14 protein-coding genes are annotated in these 18,601 nt (G+C 61.5%); 6 read left to right on the top strand and 8 right to left on the bottom strand.

Translation table 11 applies throughout. The annotated features are described in order from the left end of the window. Nucleotides 1-17: 17 nt before the first annotated feature. Nucleotides 18-365, bottom strand: coding sequence for a PadR family transcriptional regulator (locus tag I2I01_RS03715; RefSeq protein WP_196285066.1), 348 nt, complete (start codon nt 363-365; stop codon nt 18-20). A gap of 377 nt (nt 366-742) precedes the next feature. Here I2I01_RS03715 and I2I01_RS03710 point away from each other — a divergent pair, with 377 nt between their 5' ends. Together I2I01_RS03710 and porU2 are read left to right on the top strand one after the other, a co-directional pair. Then, entirely contained in the window at nt 743-1,873 is a 1,131-nt protein-coding gene (locus I2I01_RS03710) for a putative type IX sorting system protein PorV2 (RefSeq protein ID WP_196285065.1), read from the top strand. A gap of 76 nt (nt 1,874-1,949) precedes the next feature. Beyond that, complete coding sequence (gene porU2, locus I2I01_RS03705; RefSeq protein WP_196285064.1) at nt 1,950-7,157, top strand: putative type IX secretion system sortase PorU2; 5,208 nt, start codon at nt 1,950-1,952, stop codon at nt 7,155-7,157. A gap of 169 nt (nt 7,158-7,326) precedes the next feature. Here porU2 and I2I01_RS03700 read toward each other — a convergent pair whose 3' ends face one another. From I2I01_RS03700 to I2I01_RS03690, 3 genes are all read right to left on the bottom strand, one after another. Continuing rightward, the gene (locus I2I01_RS03700; protein ID WP_196285063.1) at nt 7,327-7,815 is read right to left on the bottom strand and encodes a dihydrofolate reductase; all 489 of its coding nucleotides are present in this window, start codon (nt 7,813-7,815) and stop codon (nt 7,327-7,329) included. 47 nt (nt 7,816-7,862) lie between these two features. After that, nucleotides 7,863-8,798 (bottom strand): methionyl-tRNA formyltransferase, encoded by a 936-nt coding sequence (fmt, locus tag I2I01_RS03695; protein WP_196285062.1) that lies wholly within the window; start codon nt 8,796-8,798, stop codon nt 7,863-7,865. Between the two features lie 158 nt (nt 8,799-8,956). Then, the gene (locus I2I01_RS03690) at nt 8,957-10,183 is read right to left on the bottom strand and encodes an exo-beta-N-acetylmuramidase NamZ family protein (RefSeq protein ID WP_196285061.1); all 1,227 of its coding nucleotides are present in this window, start codon (nt 10,181-10,183) and stop codon (nt 8,957-8,959) included. 108 nt (nt 10,184-10,291) lie between these two features. Between I2I01_RS03690 and I2I01_RS03685 the strand changes: the two genes are divergently transcribed. After that, nucleotides 10,292-11,515, top strand: a complete 1,224-nt coding sequence (locus I2I01_RS03685; protein WP_196285060.1) for an ABC transporter permease — start codon at nt 10,292-10,294, stop codon at nt 11,513-11,515. Between the two features lie 181 nt (nt 11,516-11,696). Here the strand turns inward: I2I01_RS03685 and I2I01_RS03680 are convergent, their stop codons facing one another. Then, nucleotides 11,697-12,383, bottom strand: coding sequence for a peptidoglycan DD-metalloendopeptidase family protein (locus I2I01_RS03680; RefSeq protein WP_196285059.1), 687 nt, complete (start codon nt 12,381-12,383; stop codon nt 11,697-11,699). A 175-nt stretch (nt 12,384-12,558) separates the two neighbouring features. Between I2I01_RS03680 and I2I01_RS03675 the strand changes: the two genes are divergently transcribed. Next, a complete protein-coding gene (locus tag I2I01_RS03675) occupies nt 12,559-13,659 on the top strand; it encodes a ferredoxin--NADP reductase (protein WP_211537797.1) in 1,101 nt (366 codons plus the stop codon). A 164-nt stretch (nt 13,660-13,823) separates the two neighbouring features. Beyond that, the gene (locus tag I2I01_RS03670; RefSeq protein WP_196285057.1) at nt 13,824-15,563 is read left to right on the top strand and encodes a M3 family oligoendopeptidase; all 1,740 of its coding nucleotides are present in this window, start codon (nt 13,824-13,826) and stop codon (nt 15,561-15,563) included. A gap of 103 nt (nt 15,564-15,666) precedes the next feature. Here the strand turns inward: I2I01_RS03670 and I2I01_RS03665 are convergent, their stop codons facing one another. The 3 genes from I2I01_RS03665 to I2I01_RS03655 all read right to left on the bottom strand — a co-directional run bounded on the left by I2I01_RS03665 (nt 15,667) and on the right by I2I01_RS03655 (nt 17,304). Next, nucleotides 15,667-15,846 carry a hypothetical protein gene (locus I2I01_RS03665; RefSeq protein WP_196285056.1) on the bottom strand — a complete coding sequence of 60 codons (180 nt, stop codon included), beginning with the start codon at nt 15,844-15,846 and terminating at the stop codon, nt 15,667-15,669. 86 nt (nt 15,847-15,932) lie between these two features. Then, on the bottom strand, nt 15,933-16,553 hold the full coding sequence (locus tag I2I01_RS03660; RefSeq protein WP_196285055.1) for a hypothetical protein: 621 nt from the start codon (nt 16,551-16,553) through the stop codon (nt 15,933-15,935). A gap of 142 nt (nt 16,554-16,695) precedes the next feature. Further along, complete coding sequence (locus I2I01_RS03655) at nt 16,696-17,304, bottom strand: TetR/AcrR family transcriptional regulator (protein ID WP_196285054.1); 609 nt, start codon at nt 17,302-17,304, stop codon at nt 16,696-16,698. Nucleotides 17,305-17,486: 182 nt separating this feature from the next. Here I2I01_RS03655 and I2I01_RS03650 point away from each other — a divergent pair, with 182 nt between their 5' ends. Then, on the top strand, nt 17,487-18,593 hold the full coding sequence (locus I2I01_RS03650; protein ID WP_196285053.1) for a T9SS type A sorting domain-containing protein: 1,107 nt from the start codon (nt 17,487-17,489) through the stop codon (nt 18,591-18,593). Nucleotides 18,594-18,601 lie beyond the last annotated feature (8 nt).

The following is an 18,601-nucleotide window of genomic DNA, read 5'->3' as shown; positions in this document are numbered from 1 at the left end:
GGAAAAAGAAGGTGAAATCAGGCGGCGGACTTAGGGGGTGCCGTATGCCGGATGATACCGACCGAGGTGGCCATTTCCTCCCAGGTGTCGCGCAGTTCGTCGAGGAACTGGCGGCCGGTGTCGGTCAGGGTGTAGTATTTGCGGGGCGGGCCGCTGGTGCTTTCCTTCCACACATAGTCGAGCAGGGCGGCGTTTTTGAGGCGGGTGAGCAGCGGGTAGAGCGTGCCCTCCACCACTATCATGCGGGCCGAAGTCAGCTCCTCCAGCATGTCGGAGGCGTAGGCTTCGCCGCGGGCGATGATTTCCAGGATGCAGAACTCAAGGATTCCCTTGCGCATCTGAACCTGGGTGTTCTCGAGTTTCATGGGCGTTGCGAATTACTAGTGGGTGAGAAACAGTACAAATGTATGGTAGGTACTTTGTAACGCAAGGTACTGGATGAATAATTTATCACTTTGGCTAATAAAATTTTATTAGCCATTGATTATCAGTAATAAAATTTTTGTTAAATTTTGATGTCGCAATGTTTGCCGGGCCCGTATGAGGGGGAATTATGGGCGGCGGAGCGCGGCGTTTGCATGAGAGCAAGGCGTTGGCCTAGTCAACTCGTTGCCATTGCCGCGCCACCGGGAGCCCCGGCCGGCGCAAACGGGTAATTGGCCCGAAATTCGCGGGCCTCCGGCGCACTATAATGGAGTAACTTGCGTTGCCACGGCGCCAAACCTTCACTTTCGCTTTTTATATGCCCCAACTTTCCTCTGCCGCCCGCGGGCTGCTGGTACTCGGAGCCACGGTGGCGCTGGCGCTACCCGCCACCGCCCAAACCAAAACGCCCAAATACAGCAACGAATTTCTCAACCTCGGCGTGGGCGCGCGCGCACTGGGCATGGGCAAAGTGCAGGTGAGCCTGGCCAACGACGCCACCGCCGGCTACTGGAACCCCGCCGGCCTCACCAACCAAACCCACAAGTACGACGGCGTGCTGATGCACTCCGAGCTGTTTTCGGGGGTGGTGAAAAACGACTACGCTGCCTTCGCCATGCCGCTGGACAGCAAGAGTGCCATCGGCGTGAGCATCATGCGCCTGGGCGTGGACAACATTGCCGATACCCGCTCCCTGGTGGACGAGTACGGCGGCATCAACTACGACAAAATTACCTACTTCTCGGTGGCCGACTACGCTTTGCTGCTGTCGTACGCCCGCAAGATTGAGAAGGTGGAAGGGCTGAGTGTAGGGGCCAACGCCAAGGTCATTTACCGCAACATCGGCAGCTTTGCCAACGGCTATGGCTTCGGCATCGACGCCGGCGTGCAGTACAACCATAAGGGCTGGAACCTGGGTTTGATGGCGCGCGACATCACCACCACCTTCACGCAGTGGAGCATCAACGCCGCCGAGTACCAGAAGGGCATCAACAACTCGACGGCCAACGGCGTGGACGCCATCCCGACCAACAGCTCTGAAATCACCCTGCCGCGCTTTGTGCTGGGCGTGGGACGGCGCATCGAACTGCCCAAGCAGTTCTCGGCCCTGGTGGCCGCCGATTTGGAAACGACCACCGACGGCCAGCGCAACACCGTGATTTCGAGCAAAGCCGTGAGTGTGGACCCGCGCCTGGGCCTGGAGCTGGGCTACAAAAACCTGGTGTTTTTGCGGGGCGGCGTGGGCAACTACCAGAAAATTCAAAGCTTCACCAAAAACGCCAACGGCGACTACGAAAGCAGCTGGAAAGGCCAGTACAGCCTGGGCGCCGGCGCGGCTATCAGCGGCCTGCGCGTCGATTTGGCCCTTTCGCGCCTGGCAGTGGAAAAGCTGGGCAGCACCTCCCAAACCAACTCACTGATTGTGTCGCTGGGCTATGGCTTCAAATAAGTCGGCTGGGCAGCACCCAGGCCCTGCCATTTGCGTAGGGTCCGATAGAATAAATATCTACCATTCAACTATTAGTATGCTTAAAAACTACTTGCTGTCGTTGCGGCAGCTGTCCCTGGGGCTGCTGGTGCTGTGTATGGGGCTGGGCATGGCCCCGGCGCGGGCCCAGTCGGGCCCAGTGGGGAACGAGTGGATTGTGCCTGGCCAGACCTATTACAAGGTAAAAATTGTGAAGGACGGCTTATACAAGCTCGACTACCAGTACCTGACGCAAGCCGGCATTGCGGGCGTGGCCCCCAATCAGCTGCAAATTTGGCGTCGTGGCCGCGAAATAGCTACCTACGTGGGCGGCAACCAGACCACGCTCGACGCTACGTCGTTTGTGGAGTTCTACGCCATCCACAACGACGGCCGGCTCGATGCCGAGCTCTACAAGAATGCGGTTGACCAGCCCCATCCTTATTATAGCTTTTATACCGACACGGCCAGCTACTTCATCACTTGGCGGCCCGGTGTGCAGGGGCGCCATATGGCCCAGCCCGCTGCGGCCGGCGGTGCAGTGCATGCGAACCGAATTCAGAATGAGCTAAAGCTGAGGACGTACTATTTCATTGAAACGCCAGTTACGCAGCGAAACTACTTGCCGTGGCTGGAACCCGGCGAGGGTTTCTTCGGCGGCGGCACTACCGACGAGCGTACCGATTCGCTGGTGCAGGTGCTGCCCGCCACTGGCCAGAACCCAAGGGTGGAAATTGCCTTGTTCGCGCCCGATGCCAACGCGCACGCGGCGGAAATCCGGGTGAAAACCTCGGCTACCACCTACCGCACGTTGGGCGTGATGCGCTGGTCGGGGCGCGGCCGGTACCGGCAAAGCTTTACCCTGCAACGCTCCGATGTCATGAACGGAGCCGTCACGGTAGCGCATCGGCTAGATGCGTCGGCGGTGCCCCGCGACAACTACTACATGTGCTACGCGCGCTTCATCACGCCGCAGCCCAACCGGTGGCTTCGTAACCGCCGCAGCGTCACCTTCCAAAACGACTCGACCTTAACCGGCCCGGCTACCTACGAATTCGAAACCGACTCCATTCCGACCACTACGGTAGGTTTCGACGTGCAAGACCTGTACAACGTGCAGCGCGTGCTGAGCACCACCACTGGCACGCGGCGCCGCTTCGTGTTTCCAGATGCAAACGCCAGTGCCACCCACACCCTGCTACTGGCGGAGGAAGCTGCCGCTGCCCAGCCGCCGGTGCGGGCGCGGCGCGTCAATTTCCGCGTCATCAGCCCCGGGCAGCCCAACTTCATCATCGTTACCCATCCGCAGCTGATGAAGCCGGCCGGCGGCTTCGCCAACGCGGCTTTGGAATACGCCAAGTACCGCGCCAACCCCGGCACGGCTGGCGTGCCCCGCTACGACACGCTGATGGTAACCGCCCCCCAACTCTACGACCAGTTCACTTACGGCGACCGGTCGTGGCTGGCCTTGCGCCACTTTGGACGTTGGATAGCGGCGGCCAACACGCCGGGCCGTCCCCGTTATTTGCTGCTGCTGGGCAAGGGCCTGCAACCCTCTGCGTATGGCAGGGCCTACATTTCCGATGCTACCCTTGTGCCCCGGGGAACCGGGGAGCGGGGCCTGGACCTGGTACCTACTTCGTCGCGGTCGGTGTCGGACAACATGATAACGGCTGATTACCTAAACAACAACTTCACGGCCCAGCTTAGCACGGGCCGCCTCACGGTCACCACCCCCGCGCAGGTCATTGCCTACCTCAACAAGCTGCGCGAGTACGAACAGGCGGGCGACCAGCCTTGGCGCAAAAACGTGTTGCACCTGGGAGGCGGAACCCAGCCTGGTGAATTCCCACTCTTCCGCTCGTACCTGGACAAGTACAAGCAGTACGTGGAGCGACCGCTGTTTGGCGGGCGCGTGGTGGCCACCATCGAGCGGACCACCGTGAACCCAGTGGGCAGCCCTTCGCTGCTGGTTCCAGCCGACATTTCGCCTTACCTCAATTCTGGCCTGGGACTCATTAGCTACTTTGGGCACGGCTCGCCCACGGCGTTTAGCCTGGATTTTGGCACCCCCGATTCGAACCCGAACTACAACAACCCAGGCAAGTATCCGATAATAATGGTTGACGGCTGTGCGTCAGCCAGTCTATTTTACGACAATAGCCCAACGTACTTTGAAAGCTGGCTTTTTGCCGCCAACAAAGGGGCCATCGGGTGCCTGGGTACCTCTGGAGAAGGCTATGATGCTTACCTAGACGTCGCAAAAGACCAACTCAGCCAGTTGCTTTTCAACGATGCCAACTGGTATGGCAAATCTATTCCGACCGTGTACAACGAAGCAGTGCGCCGTCTGCAAAACAACGGTGGCCTGTTCAACCCCAACGACCCAATTTCGGTGGAGCAGCTTCTCAGCACCATGTGGCACGGCGACCCGGCCGTGGCGCTATACGCGCCGCAACTGCCCGACCTGCAGGTGAGTAACTCCACGCTGTCTATCCGGCCGGTGGCCCCGGCCACGACCGTCACGGCTTCGTCGGCCAGTTTCTCGCTGATGATTGGCGTGAGCAACCCGCTGAAAGTAACAACCGATTCGGTCGAAATTCGGGTAACCCGAACAATCAACGGAACGATTGTCGGCTCGCCGGTTACCCGCACCTTTGCACAGGGCCCCCAGGGAAGCGCTACGTATGACTTCCGGTTGACTAATCCGACGGGCATCAATGTGTTCGGGGTGAATACTTTCCGGGTTGAAATTGACTACCGCAACCGGGTGGCCGAAGCCAACGAAACCAACAACACGGCTACTCTCAACTACACCTTCCTGCGCGGGGGCATCACCCCGCTAAACCCGGTGGAGTTTGCCATTGTGGGCAACAACCGGCCGCGCCTGGTGGCCCAAACTAACGACCCCCAAGGCCCTTCGCGCGGCTATGAATTCGAAGCCGATACCAGCGCCTCCTTCAACAGCGGCCCGGCCATCAAGCAGACTTCAGGAGTAATTACAGCCACGCTTACGCCTAGCTGGCGGCCCACGCTGCCCTCGGTGGGGGGCCGCGACAGCGTGGTGTGGTACTGGCGCGTGCGCTTCCAAACGCCGGCCGGCGACGAAGATGCTAACTGGGTGGTGAGCTCGTTCCGCATCATTCAGGGCCGCACGGCGGGCGGATGGTCGCAGAGCCACTATGCTCAATTCCGCCGAGACCAGCGCCAGGGCGTGGAAGTGGCGCCATCGGGCCGCTGGGATTTCAGTACCCAGAACCAGCCGTTGGTGCTGCGCACCAACGGGGGCGGGCTGCCCGGCGCGGCCGCTACGTTCACCAGCACAGGTCTGGGCATTTTTACTAATGTGCTAACACCGCCTTACGTGGCCAACTGCGCCACCAGCACGCCCAACCTGCTGATTGCCGTGTATGACCAGCGCACCATGCTGCCCGTGAGCGGGTTGCCAGCTCCGGCCACATGCGGCCAAGGCGCGCAGAGCTTCTACACGTTTGGTACCGACCCCACTACGACGGCTGATACCTTGAATACGCTGAACAATAGTGCCGCCCGCCAAGCGCAACTGGCCACTTTCCTGGCAGCCGTTCCCGATGGGGCCTACGTAGCGGTGGTGAGCATGAACCGATTGCGCTGGTCCGGCTTGACCGTCCTACGCACGGCGTTCAGCACCCTGCTGGGCTCCCAGTTGGTGAACCAGTTGCAGAACGGCGACCCCTTTGCGCTGCTGGCGCAGAAGCGCACCAGCGGCGGCCGCCTCATCCGCGAAACGGGGCCGAGCACGGCCACCGGCGCGGGGCCCCGCTACAGCCAGTCCATCAGCCTCACCGATACGCTGCGCACGCCTACGTCGCGGGGCACCATCACGTCGGTGCGCATCGGCCCGGCCCAAAGCTGGCAGAACCTGTACCACTGGATTCAGCGCGAACCCAATGCCACCAGCAGCTACACGCTCAAGGTTATTGGCATCGACACCCTGAACAACAGCACCGTGCTGGAAAGCAACGTGCCGGCCGGCTCGCCCAGCCGCGGCGGCTACTCGCTAAGCCGGTTCTCGGCAGCCCAGTATCCCTACATGCAATTGGAGCTGACCATGCAGGACACCGTGAACCGCAGCGCGCCGCAACTCAAGGAGTGGTTTATTACCTACCAGGGCGTGCCCGAAGGCGTGGTGCGCCGCGATTTGGTCACGCCCAGCACGGCCTACGACCCCGCTACGCTCACTGCGCAGGCCGTCGGCACTGGCGCGCTGACTTTCCCAGTAGTGTTTGAGAACGTGAGCCCCTTCGATTTTGGCACGCCCCTGCGCGCGAAAGTGGAGGTGAACGACGGCACCCGCACGCTGCCGCCCGTGTACGTGACGGCCCCGCGCCAGCTCAAGGGCGACTCGACCATTCGCATTCCCGTGACTTTCCCCATGATTGGACGGTTTGGCACCTTCACCGCCAAGGTGACGGTGAACCCCACGCCGCGCCCGCTGCCCGAGCTAAACCTGTTCAACAACGAGTTGAACCTGGCGGCCTTCACGGTGATTGACAACAACGTGCCGCCCACCCTGGATGTGGCCATCGACGGCCGCCACATCCTCAACGGCGAGCTGGTGTCGTCGCGCCCCGTTATTCAGATTCAGCTGAATGACGAGGACAAGCTGCGCCACATCACCGACCGCTCCGCTTTCACCGTGTCATTGCTGCGCCCCGGGCAGGTGGGCACGCCCATGCCGATTGACCTGAATGCCAGCAATGTTAATTTCTCGGTGGACGCGACTAGCGGTAGCGTGGCCAAGCTCACTTTCGAGCCCGGCAAGGCCGCCCCGCTGACGGATGGCATGTACACGCTTCGGGTGCAGGGCCGCGACCCCAGCAACTCCGCCGCTGGTTCGCAGGATTTCCAGGTGAAATTTGAAGTGGTGAGCACCTCGCAGATTTCCAATGTGTACCCGTATCCGAACCCTGTGGTGGGCAAAACCCGCTTCGTGTTCACACTCACTGGCGACCAGCTGCCCAACAACATGAAAATTCAGATTTTGAGCCTCACCGGACGCGTGGTGCGTGAGATTTTCATGAGCGAGCTGGGCCCGCTGCATATCGGCAACAACGTGTCGGAATACGCCTGGGACGGCACCGACCAGTACGGCGACCGTCTGGCCAATGGCACCTACCTCTACCGCGTGGCCCTCGACGACCCGAACGGCCAGTTCAAGCACCGCACCACCGCCGGTGATGCCGCCTTCAAGAACGACTGGGGCAAGCTGGTGCTGATGCGGTAATCGCATGTCATGGCGAGGCGGAGCCGAAGCCATCCGTCCTGTTAGAACCAGGCACGCCCCTTTACCAAAAAGCCCCGGTACCGCAATGGTGCCGGGGCTTTTTACATCATTAGGCTGCTTGCTGAGAACAGGACGGATGGCTTCGGCTCTGCCTCGCAATGACGGGTGGCTACCGTCGCCGCAAGGTTACGAAGCTGAATGCGTAGGCGTGCTGCTCGTCGGCTTCGTGGCGTTCGCGGGTTTCTTCGCGCCACTCGGTGGGGCTGAGGGTAGGGAAAAAGGCGTCGCCTTCGAAGCTGTGGTGCACTTCGGTGAGGTGAATGACGTCGGCGGCGGGCAAGGCTTCTTTGTAGATTTCGCCGCCGCCAATAACGCACACTTCCTCATCCAGCTCGCGGGCTCGGTCTAGGGCAGCCAATACGGAGGCAACCGTTTCGCAGCCGGGCGCCGTCCAGCCCACCTGGCGTGTGATGACGATGTTGGGCCGCTTGGGCAGAGCCTTGCCCAGGCTATCAAACGTGCGTCTGCCCATTACCACGGGATGGCCCAGGGTGAGGCGTTTGAAATGTTGCAGGTCGGCGGGCAGGCGGCCCCAGGGCAGCTCGCCATTGGCGCCAATTACGCCGTTTTCAGCAACGGCGACGACGAAGGATACCATTGGTTTTGGGTCGAAACAGGGTGAATTAAAATCGAACAATAAAAGAACTACGTTGGCAGCCGAAAGCCGCGCAGCAGCTCGGCCACTGGCATCCGCTTTTTGCCTTCCAGCTGCACGTCCAACAAGTCCAGCCAGGCGTCGGCGGCGGCCACGCGCAGGTGCTGGCGGCCATCGGAGGCCCAGGTGCCGGGCGCACCGAGCGGCTGTCCAGCCGCCTCGGGGCTTAGGGCTTGCGCTCGGAATATTTTCAGCAGGCGGCCATCGGGCAGGGCGGCGAAGGCTGTGGGGATGGGGGAGAGGCCGCGCACCCAATTCACCAGCTCGACAGCTGGGCGGGTGAAATCGAGGCGGCCGGTTTCCTTTTGCAGCTTGGGAGCGGGGCGCAGGTCGGGGCGCTGCTCCTGCGGGGTGCTGGGCGCGGTACCGGCTGCAATGGCCTCCACCGAGCGGCGGGCCAGGGCAGCGCCCACGGTTTTGAGCTTGTCGTAGAGGCTGCCGAAGTCATCAGTGGGAGCAATGGGCACCCGCTCCTGCAAAATCAGGTCGCCGGTGTCAATTTCGTGGCGCAGGAAAAAAGACGTGACGCCTGTTTCCTGGTCGCCGTGCATCAGGGCCCAGTTGATGGGGGCCGCGCCACGGTACTGCGGCAGCAGCGAGGCGTGGATATTGATAGAACCTAGCCGTGGCATGTTCCACACGGCCTCGGGTAGCATGCGGAAGGCCACCACCACCTGCAAATCGGCCGCATAGCCTTTCAATTCGGCCTGGAACTCCGGCGATTTCAAGTTGGTGGGCTGCAGCACGGGCAGGCCGTGGGCTTCGGCTGCCTGCTTCACGGCTGAAGCCTGCAACTGGCGGCCGCGCCCGGCGGGCCGGTCGGGCGCCGTAACGACGGCCACCACTTGGCAGCCGGGCCAGGCCAGCAGGCTTTCGAGGGTGGGCACGGCAAAATCGGGCGTGCCCATAAAAATTATTCTCAGCATGAAAGATGTTTGGTCAACGTAGTGTTCAGAGCGTCATGCCGAGCGCAGCCGAGGCATCTCGCGTGCTATAGTGACTATAGTCTGCTAATTGCGTTGTGCTCGCGAGATGCCTCGGCTGCGCTCGGCATGACGGTTTTTGTTTAATAGGTTTTTTGCGCCTACCGCTCCGGATACAGCAAATACTTTTTGCGCAACGCCTTAAACTTCGTTAGCCCCGGCTGCCAGGAGGCGCGGATTTCGGCCTCCGACTTGCCAGCAATGACCTGTTCACGCAAGGCCGTAGTACCGGAAAGTTCTTCGAAATACTTCCCGAAGAAATGCGCCTTGTCGGTGCTCTGCTGGTAGAAATCGAGCAAGTATTTCAGCACGAGTCTGCCCCCTTCGCGGGTGGGTGCGCCGGCTAAGTTCAGGCCGTAGCAGAGCTGGCCTTTCATCGGCGGCGTGGGCGAACCGGCATTAGGGGCGGGCGTGAAAGAGTAAGGGCGGGTGGCGGGCTGCGCGGGGCTGCCAATCACCTCAAACGGTGTGGCCGTGCCGCGCCCCACGCTCACGTTCGTGCCTTCAAACAGGCAGATGCTGGGGTAGAGGGCCACAGCATGGTCGGTGGGCAGGTTGGGGGAGGGACGCACGGGCAGGTGATAGGCCGTGGCGTGGGTGTAGCCGCTGGTCACGGGCACCACCGTGAGCTGGCAGCGGACGCCGCCGGCCAGCCATTTTTCGCCGTTTATCATTTGAGCCAGCTCGCCCACGGTGAGGCCGTGGGCAATGGGCAGCGGGTCGAGGCCGACGAAAGACTTGTGCGCGGGGTCCAGCATGGGGCCGTCCACAAGGTCGCCGTTGGGGTTGGGGCGGTCGAGCACGATGACGGGCTTTTTCAGCTCAGCGGCGGCTTCCATCACGTAGTGCAGCGTGCTGATGAAGGTATAGAAGCGCGCCCCCACGTCCTGAATATCAAACACCAGCACGTCCACATCGGCCAGCATTTCGGGGGTTGGCTTCTTGGTTTTGCCGTACACCGAGCGCACCGGGGCGCCGCTGCGGGCATCGCGCCCGTCCTTGATGGTGGCGCCGTCGGCCTCCTCGCCCCGGAAGCCATGTTCGGGTGCGAAAATGGCCGTGATATTCACGCCTCGTGCTTTCAGGGTATCAACCAAATAAGCCGAGCCCACGCGTGACGTTTGGTTGACCACCAAGCCCACGCGCTTGTTTTTGAGTTGGGGCAGGTACTTGTCCAACTGCTCGGCGCCCACGATGACGCCCGTCTTGGTGGAAGCGGTGGGGGGCGCTACCGTTGGCTGCGTCCCTTGCGTAGACGGCGGGGTGGTGGCACAAGCCGGCAAAGCCAGCAAAGTCGACAGAACAATTTTTGCAGGGAAGCCAACCATAAAATCAGGGGAAAAAGCGAAAAAAAGAAGCGTGAAACGGCCTATTCTCGTACTGCGGAAAGGAAACGTGGCCGGTACCTATTCAAAACGTAGCTTTACGGCCGAATAATGAATGTCGCCCGCTACATTTCGCACAAGATTGACGGGGGAGCCGATTCCGGCTCCTTCACCTCGTCGGTCACAAAAATAGCCATCATCAGCATTGCCATGGGCTTGGCGGTGATGGTGGTGTCGTTTGCCATTTTACAAGGTTTCCGAAACGAGATTCAGAATAAAATCTTCTCGTTTGGGGCACACTTGCAGATTTCACGCTACGACACCAACAACTCGCTCGAAGTGGCGCCCATTGCCGGGCCGCGGCTGGTGCAGGACCTGCACCAGTTTCCGGAAGTGAAATCGACGCAGCCCTACGCCGTGAAAACGGCCATCATCAAGACCAAGGAAGAGGTGCTGGGCGTGGTACTCAAGGGCATTGCCGAAACCGACGGACGCTCGCCCATGCGCCAGAACCTGGTGGCGGGCAAGTTCCTCAGTTTCCCCGACACGACGGCCAGCGACGACGTGCTGATTTCGCGCAAAGTGGCCGACAAGCTGCGCTTGGCCGTGGGCGACAAAGCTCTGTTCTACTTCATCCAGAACCCGCCCCGCATCCGCCAGTTTCGCGTCAGCGGCATCTATTCCACAGGTTTGGACGAATTTGATGAAGTGTACGTCATTGGCGACATTCGCCAGATTCGGGCCCTGAATTCGCCGGCCTGGCCCGACTCGCTGGTGGGTGGCATGGAGGTGGTGCTCAAGGATTTCACCACCCTGGACCGCACTGCCGACAATTTCTACGAGCGTCTGCCCTACGACCTGAAAATCGACAAAATCACCGACCAGTACGCCCAGTTGTTCGACTGGCTGCAGCTGCTCAACCGCAACGTCATCATCTTCCTGTTGCTCATCATCTTCGTGGCCACGTTCAACATGGTGGCCACGATATTCATCATGATTCTGGAGCGCACCAACATGATTGGCATCCTCAAAGCTCTGGGCGCGACGGATACGCAGATTCGGCGCATGTTCTTTTTCCGGGGGCTTTCGCTCACGGTGCGCGGCATGCTCATCGGCAACATCGTGGCCGTGGGTTTCTGCGCCATCCAATACTACTTCCACATCATCCCCCTCGACCCCGAGAACTATTACATGGACCGGGTGCCGATTTTCTGGGACCCGCAGATGCTGCTCATCCTCAACGTGGCCACCTTCATTGCCTCGCTGCTGGCCGTGCTCATCCCCACCTACCTGATTTCGCGGATTAAGCCGGTAGTGGCCATTAAGTTCGACTAACTGTCTGAACCGCAGATTGACGCAGATTAAACGGATAAGAACGGATTCATTTGTATTCAATTAGTATAAACAAAAAGCCAGCGCTTCATTGGCGCTGGCTTTTTGTTTTGGCCCAGAGTGAGTAGGCAAAACATGTTGCCTGAATCCGTTCTTATCCGTTTAATCTGCGTCAATCTGCGGTTCAGATAAACTTGCTCTGCAGCACCAGATTAGGGTCGGGGCACAATGCCGCCCACTTTTCCCGTTCGCTGGGGCGGGCCACGCCGGGGAAGTCGCCCACGTGGCCGCGCAGGTCGGCGATGAGCTGGAAGTGGAGGTGGGGCGGCCAGTCGCCGTTTTCGGGGAAGGGGCCCACGGTCGCGAAGGCTTCGCCCTGGGCAATGGTTTGGCCGGCCCGTAGCGCCCGCCACTCGGCGCGGCTCAGGTGGCCGTAGAGGCTGTAGAATACGGTGCCTTCCAGTTCGTGCTGCAGGATGACGGTGGGGCCATAGTCGCCGAAATTGTCGTTGTCGGCCAGGCTGTGCACGGTAGCGGGCAGCGGCGCCAGCACCGGCGTGCCGGCGGCCAGCCACACATCTACGCCCAGGTGCAGGGAGCGGGGCTCGTCGGCGGCAACGAGGCCAAAATGCGGGCTACGGCGGTAGATGACGCGGTTTTCGAGGTAGCCACCGATGCCGATGGTGGCGTTTTGCAAGGCCAACTCGGCTTCTACCAGCTGCTCAAAAGCGGCGGTGTCGCGCAGGTCGGCGGTGGCCAGGCGCGGGTTATTGGCAGTGAAATCGAGGCCGGCGACATTAGGGCCGTTGAGGTCGACGGGCAGCACGGGGCCAAACGTGGCTTGGTGGCGCAGCAGGAGGGAGGTAAGCAAGGACAAAGCGTGAAGGGCGGGTGAAGTAGCAGCCAAGGCCGCAAGTTACCTTTGCGCAACAAGCCGCGGCCAGAATGCTCCCTGGCAGTTGTTTTTTCGTACCAACCGTGGCAGCGCCGGGAATATGGGTCACCCGTTCCTTGGCGGCCCCGTTCTTTATTTAGTTGCGCCCCGCATGTACCACACCCTCACCGTTGTTGCCCTCACCCAAGAGACTTCCGATTCCGTCACCATTCACCTGGAACGGCCCGACCGCCAGCCCATTGCCAGCCGCCCCGGCCAGTTCCTGACGCTGATTGTGCCCTGCGGCCCCGGCGGCAAAAAGGAGCGCCGGGCCTACTCGCTCAGCAGCACGCCGCAGGAAGCGCCGCGCCTGTCCGTGACGGTGAAGCGCGTGCCGGGTGGCCTAGTGAGCAACCACCTGCTCGACACCGTGCGCGTGGGCCAGCAAATGGAAGTGATGGAGCCGCTGGGCAACTTCACCCTCAGCCCCAGCCCAAAAGCCGCGCGCTCGTTGGTGCTCATCGGAGCGGGTTCGGGCATCACGCCGCTCATGTCCATGCTCAAGGCCGTGATGCAAACCGAGTCCCAGAGCCACGTGTTGCTGATTTACGGCAACCGCAACGAGGAATCGGTGATTTTCCAGAAGCAATTGGCCGAGCTGGAAGCCCGCTCCAACGGCCACCTGCAGGTGGAGCACGTGTACAGCCAGCCCCTGCAGCCCAGCGGCCCGCACCGCCACACCGGCCGCCTCAACCGCACCATGCTGCTGCGCATTCTGGAGCAGCGCCACCAGTTTCCGGCCGAGCAGGCCGAATACTTCCTCTGCGGCCCCGAGGGCCTGATGACCGAAGCCCAGGCCGCCCTGGCCCTGCTGGGCGTGCCCGAAGCCCGCGTGCGCCGCGAAAGCTTTGCCGCCAGCGCCGACAACGCCGAACTGATGGCCGCTCAGCCCAGCGGCCACGGCGACGTCTCGACCAACCCTGCCGACGACACCAAAACCACCCGCACCGTGACGCTGCAGTACGAAGGCAGTGAGTACGTCATCGAAGTGCCGGCCGGCAAGACCATCCTCGACACCGCCCTCGACGAAGACATCGACCTGCCGTATTCCTGCCAGGCGGGCGTGTGCACCGCCTGCCGCGGCAAGTGCCTGAGCGGCAAGGTGCACCTGGACGAGCGCGAAGGCCTGTCGGACTCGGAATTGAAGCAAGGCTACGTGCTGACCTGCGTGGGCCACCCCATGACCGACGGCGTGGTGATTGAAATTGGCTAGAATGTGCTAGCTCCCAGGCAGGCTGACCCAACGCTTGCCGAGCTTGCAATCGTTTCTTCATGAAACAGGTGAAAAACTTTCGCCCGGCCCTGGGTTTGTTCCGTAAATCGTAGGTTGCGAGTCCGAGCCGCTGTTGCCGCTTGTCCTATTAAAAAATATCCCTGATGCTACTAGCTGAACCTACCGCCGAGTCGGCCACCGACACCAGCCGGCCGCCGCGGCACTATTTGCCCGAAGACTTTCTGGTGACCGACTGGGCCGCCATTGAGCCTTTTTTCCAGGAACTGCAGAACCGGCCGGTGACCACACCCGCCGAGCTGGAGCGCTGGCTCCTCGACCGCTCCGAGCTGGAAGCCGTGCTGAGCGAGGACCTGGCTTGGCGCTACATCCACATGACCTGCGACACGCAGGACCCCGCCCGGGCCGAAGCCTTTCAGTACTTCGTGAACGAAGTGGAGCCGCTGGTGGCCCCTTACGACCACGCCCTCAACGAAAAGATGCTGGCCTCGCCGCATCTGGCCGGGCTCGATGAGCGCCGCTACGGCGTGTTTCTGCGCTCGGTGCGCCGGGCCTCGGAAATTTACCGGGCCGAAAACATCCCGCTGAAAACTGACATCAGCACCAAGCAGCAGCAGTATGCCGCCACGGTGGGCGCCATGAACGTGACCCTCGACGGCCAGGAACTGACCTTGCCTCAGGCCGCCGACCGCCTCAAAAACCCCGACCGCGCCGTGCGCGAAACGGCCTGGCGCGCCATTCAGGCCCGCCGCCTGCAAGATGCCAAGCCGCTCGACGCCCTGTTCACCGAACTCATTGGCCTGCGCCACCAGGTAGCGCTGAACGCCGGTTTTGCCAACTTTCGCGACTACATGTTTGCCGCGCTGGGTCGGTTCGACTACACGCCGCAGGACTGCTTTAACTTCCACGCCGCCATCCGCGAAACGGTGGTGCCGCTGATTGACAACTTCGACCTGGAACGCCGGCAGGACCTGAACCTACCCGCCCTGCGCCCCTGGGACCTCGACGTGGACCCCAGCGGCCAGCCCCCGCTGCGCCCCTTCGGCACCGGCGAAGAGTTGCTGGAAAAAACCATTACCGTCTTCCAGAACCTCGATAGCTACCTCGGCGACTGCCTGCGCACCATGCGCCAGATGGGCCACCTCGACCTGGAAAGCCGGAAAGGAAAAGCGCCCGGCGGCTATAACTATCCGCTGGACGAAACCGGCGTGCCCTTCATCTTCATGAATGCCACCAGCAGCCTGCGCGACGTGGTAACCATGCTGCACGAGGGCGGCCACGCCGTGCACAGCTTCCTCACCCGCGGCCTGCCGCTGGGCGCCGACAAGCACCCGCCGTCCGAAGTGGCCGAGCTTGCTTCCATGAGCATGGAGCTGATGAGCATGGACCAGTGGCACGTGTTTTTCCCCGACGCCGACGACCTGCGCCGCGCTAAGAAAACCCACCTCGAGAGCGTGCTCGAAACCTTCCCCTGGGTGGCCACCATCGACAAGTTTCAGCACTGGGTGTACGAGCACCCCACTCACACCGAAGCCGAGCGCCACGCCCGCTGGGTGGAGCTGTTCGACGAGTTCAACCAGCGTACCGTGGAATGGACGGGCCTCGAAACCTTCAAGCCCTACTTGTGGCAGAAGCAGCTGCACCTCTACGAAGTGCCGTTCTACTACATTGAATACGCCATGGCCCAGCTCGGCGCCATTGCCGTGTGGCGCAACTTCCGCCAGAACCCCGCTGAGGGCCTGGCCGCCTATAAGCGTGCCCTTGCTCTGGGCTACACGGCGCCCATTGGCCAGATTTACGCTGCCGCCGGCATCCGCTTCGATTTCAGCACCGACTACTTGCGCACGCTGGCCGACTTCGTGCGCGAAGAAATGGAGGCGCTTTAATGATTTATTAGAAGCGGGCTGCCGGCAGTGAGCCGGCAGCCCGATTAAAAAAAGGCGGCCGGCAAATTTGCCGGCCGCCTTTTTTAGCGGGGTTATATTCAGCTTACGAAGCGCCGCCGGGCTTGGTGGTCGACGTGGTTGTGGAGTTGTCTTTGTCCTTGTCGCACTCTTTCTTGTGCTTGGGACGAGGGTCGCAGTCTTTGCCGCAGGAAGACAGGGCGAGGCTGGTGAGCAGCAGGGCAGCCGGCAAAATGCCCCGGAAAAGCGTAATGGTAAAGCGCATAGCGAAGGCGTTAGGTGGTTAAGTGCCTGAAATATACGCAATACTTGCGCTGCTCGGCTAAGTGCCAGCTAACTATTTGCGCTGGCCTACTGCGCGCCGATGGTGAAGAACGACAGCGGCTTGAGCGTGGTGTATTTGCCGCCCAGTTGCTGCAGCTCGGCCTGGTGCAGCTTGAGGTAGTCGTTGTATTGGTGCACGGCGTGGTCGTACTGCACGCGCAGGCCCACCACGTTGGCGTCGAGCTGCTGAATGCCTTCCACGAAGTTGCGGGCGTTTTCGGTGGGAGCGGCGCCGTTGGGGGCCGCTACGGGGTACACTGCTTTCAGCAGCGAATCCTGGGCCGCGTCGTACTGGTCAATCAGTTCAGAGCTGGCCATGGTTTGCTGGGTATAGCGGCGGGCTTTCAAACGGTTGTTTGCCTGGTCGAGGGCTTGCAGCTGGGCGGCGTTGGCGCCGGGCTGGGCTTTGAGTTCGCGCAGCAGCAGGCGCGTCACCCCAATCTTTTGGTCGTCGCTTTCGGTCATGTTGCGCCATTTGGCGTTCACCGAATCCTGGAGAATGTCGAGCTGGGCTTTCACCTCGGTGGCCGCTGCAGGATTTAGAACCACACTTTTAGAGCCGTCGCGCTTGCAGGAGGCGGCGCAGGCCGCAAGTACCAACAAGGCAACGGCCAGGGTTTTGACAGGAGAAATGAGAATGTTAGCCATGAATAAGGGTAGGAAAGAACAAAACACCGGACCCAACAAAACTACGCCGTCGAGGCTGAGCGGCGCTTGATGAATACCTGGCCGCGCAACGGCCCGCTTCCAACGGCAAGTTCCGCTGGCTATTGTGAAGCGCTAGATGGAGTTAGGCCGGGCCGGTGCTGCCCCGGTGGGGCCAAAGTCCGCTAAGCAGCTGCTCGGCCAGGCGGTGGGCTATTTCATCCGGGGTGAGCTTGCCTTCGGGGCGGTACCAGTTCGGCAGCCAGTTGAGGCTGGCGAGCAGGGTGAGGGCTGCAAAGGCTGGGTCGGGCGTGTGCAGTTCGCCGGCGGCCACCCCCCGCGCAATCAATTCCCGAAAAGCACCCTCATACCGGTCGCGCAAGGCCAGAAACTCGCGGCGGGCTGGCTCGCTCAAATGCCTCCACTCGTGCAGAAACACGGCCGAAGCGGCGCTGTCGTGCGTGAGCACCCGCACGTGGGCCACAATGGCCTGGCGCAGCTGCTCGGCCACGGGGGCAGTCTCGTGGGTGGCGGCCGCAAAGCCGGCAAAGAAGCTGTCGGCCAGCCCAAAGCACACCCGATGCAGAATTTCCTCCTTCGATTTGATGTGCGAATACAGGCTGCCGGCTTCGAGCCCCAGCGCTGTGGCCAGCTCGCGCATGCTGGTGGCGGCAAAGCCCTGAGCCCGAAACAAGGCCGTGGCGGTGCGGTCAATCTGGGCTTTGCGGGGGCGGAGGGGAGCGGCGGCGGACATAGGCGGGAAAGGTAAAGATAAGGCCCGCTAACGCCCGTTAGCAAATGAAACGTAGGAACCGATGCTACCCCTTGCCGACGGTTGAGATTAAGCGGAGGTTAAATCGGGAAGCTTCATGAACTATCCTGGTGCCGGGACGTATCTTTGCCGTTGCACTGACCTTTTTTTAACTCACTTTTATTATGAACAAGCATTACTTACTGCTGTCGGCGGGCTTGCTGCTGTCGGGCGCCGCCCACGCCCAGGGTACCGAGCTATTCTTTTCCGAATACGACGAAGGCGCACACCAGTCGGGTGTTAACTACGGCGGTGCCACCAACTCGACGGGCAGCGAGCGGGCCCTTGAGATTTACAACCCCACCACCAGCACCGTTAACCTGAACCCCTATTCGGTGCGCCGCTACGCCAACGGCAGCGCCACCCCCACGGAAGAAGAGCGCCTGTTCCGCAGCGATGCCAACCAGGTGAGCACCGGAGCCAACACGATGGTGCCGCGCAGCACGTTTGTACTGGCCAGCGGCGAAGCCACGCTGCCGGTCATTCGTACCCGCGCAAACCAGTTCAGCGTAGGCCACGCGCCCACCACCGGCCCCACCGTCATCACGGGCGGCGGCGTAGCATATTTCAACGGCGATGACGCCGTGGCCCTGGTACGCTACCCCAGCGGCACGGCCGGCACGGGCACGGGCGTTATCATCGATATCATTGGCGTGATTGGTGTGCAGCCCGCTCCCAGCGGCTCGGGCGGCACCGGCAACTGGAGCGGCACCAACCCCATCGACGGCACCCCGGCCGTGTACGTGTCGTCGGCCAACCAGTCGATTGTGCGCCGCGCCAGCGTGAGCGCCGGCACCCGCGTGAACCCCACCCAGACCAGCTACAACATCGCCGACCAGTGGATGACTTATTCGACGGCCTTTAATGGTCCGGGCGGCACGTCCAACCCCGGCGGCCAGCTCTACGACCAGCTGGGCCAGCACAACGACTACGCCGGCCCTTACGGCACCTACCAGACCACGATTTCGAGCACGCTGGCCAAATTCAACGCCAACATCAGCGTGTATCCCAACCCCGCCCACGGCACTGCCACGGTCGATATTAAGGATGCCAAAGTTGGCACTGTGACGGTTATCAACAACCTTGGCCAGCGCATCAGCGCCCAGGCCAAAGGCGCCGGCCAGGAAAAGCTGACGCTGGACGTGTCGGCCCTGAAGCCCGGCCTGTACTTCGTGCAGATTTACAGCGCCGACGGCCAGACCAAAATCTACAAAGAGCTGGTGGTGCAGTAAGCATCCCC

The sequence above is a fragment of the Hymenobacter properus genome, from assembly GCF_015694735.1.
GTDB lineage: Bacteria > Bacteroidota > Bacteroidia > Cytophagales > Hymenobacteraceae > Hymenobacter > Hymenobacter properus.
The sequence above is the reverse complement of the archived record's forward strand: the minus strand, read 5'-3'. Positions and strand labels throughout refer to the sequence as shown.